The 235-nt window shown below is 63.0% G+C and carries 1 pseudogene; it reads right to left on the minus strand.

Annotated elements, in window-relative coordinates:
* Window positions 1-235 (minus strand): annotated as a pseudogene (locus ACPYOJ_RS36845) (efflux transporter periplasmic adaptor subunit); the annotation flags it as partial.

Raw genomic sequence — 235 nt, forward strand, 5'->3', positions numbered from 1 at the left:
GTCTTCAATCTGCCTTCCGCGACGGCGCGACGGAATTCAAGCAGGTTCGTGCTCGACTGCGTGACGTCGACATTGATCGGATCGAGTTGGCGGATGGTGGTCAGTGCGGTCGTCTGGTCCGCGGTGACGAGAGCGCCAACGGTGACTGCGGAAGCATCGACACGGCCGCCGATCGGCGCGCGCATCTTGGTGTAGTCGAGATTGATGCGCGCTGTTTCCAGGGCCGCTTTGGCGG

The organism is Rhizobium sp. SVR5-9E (assembly GCF_056755095.1).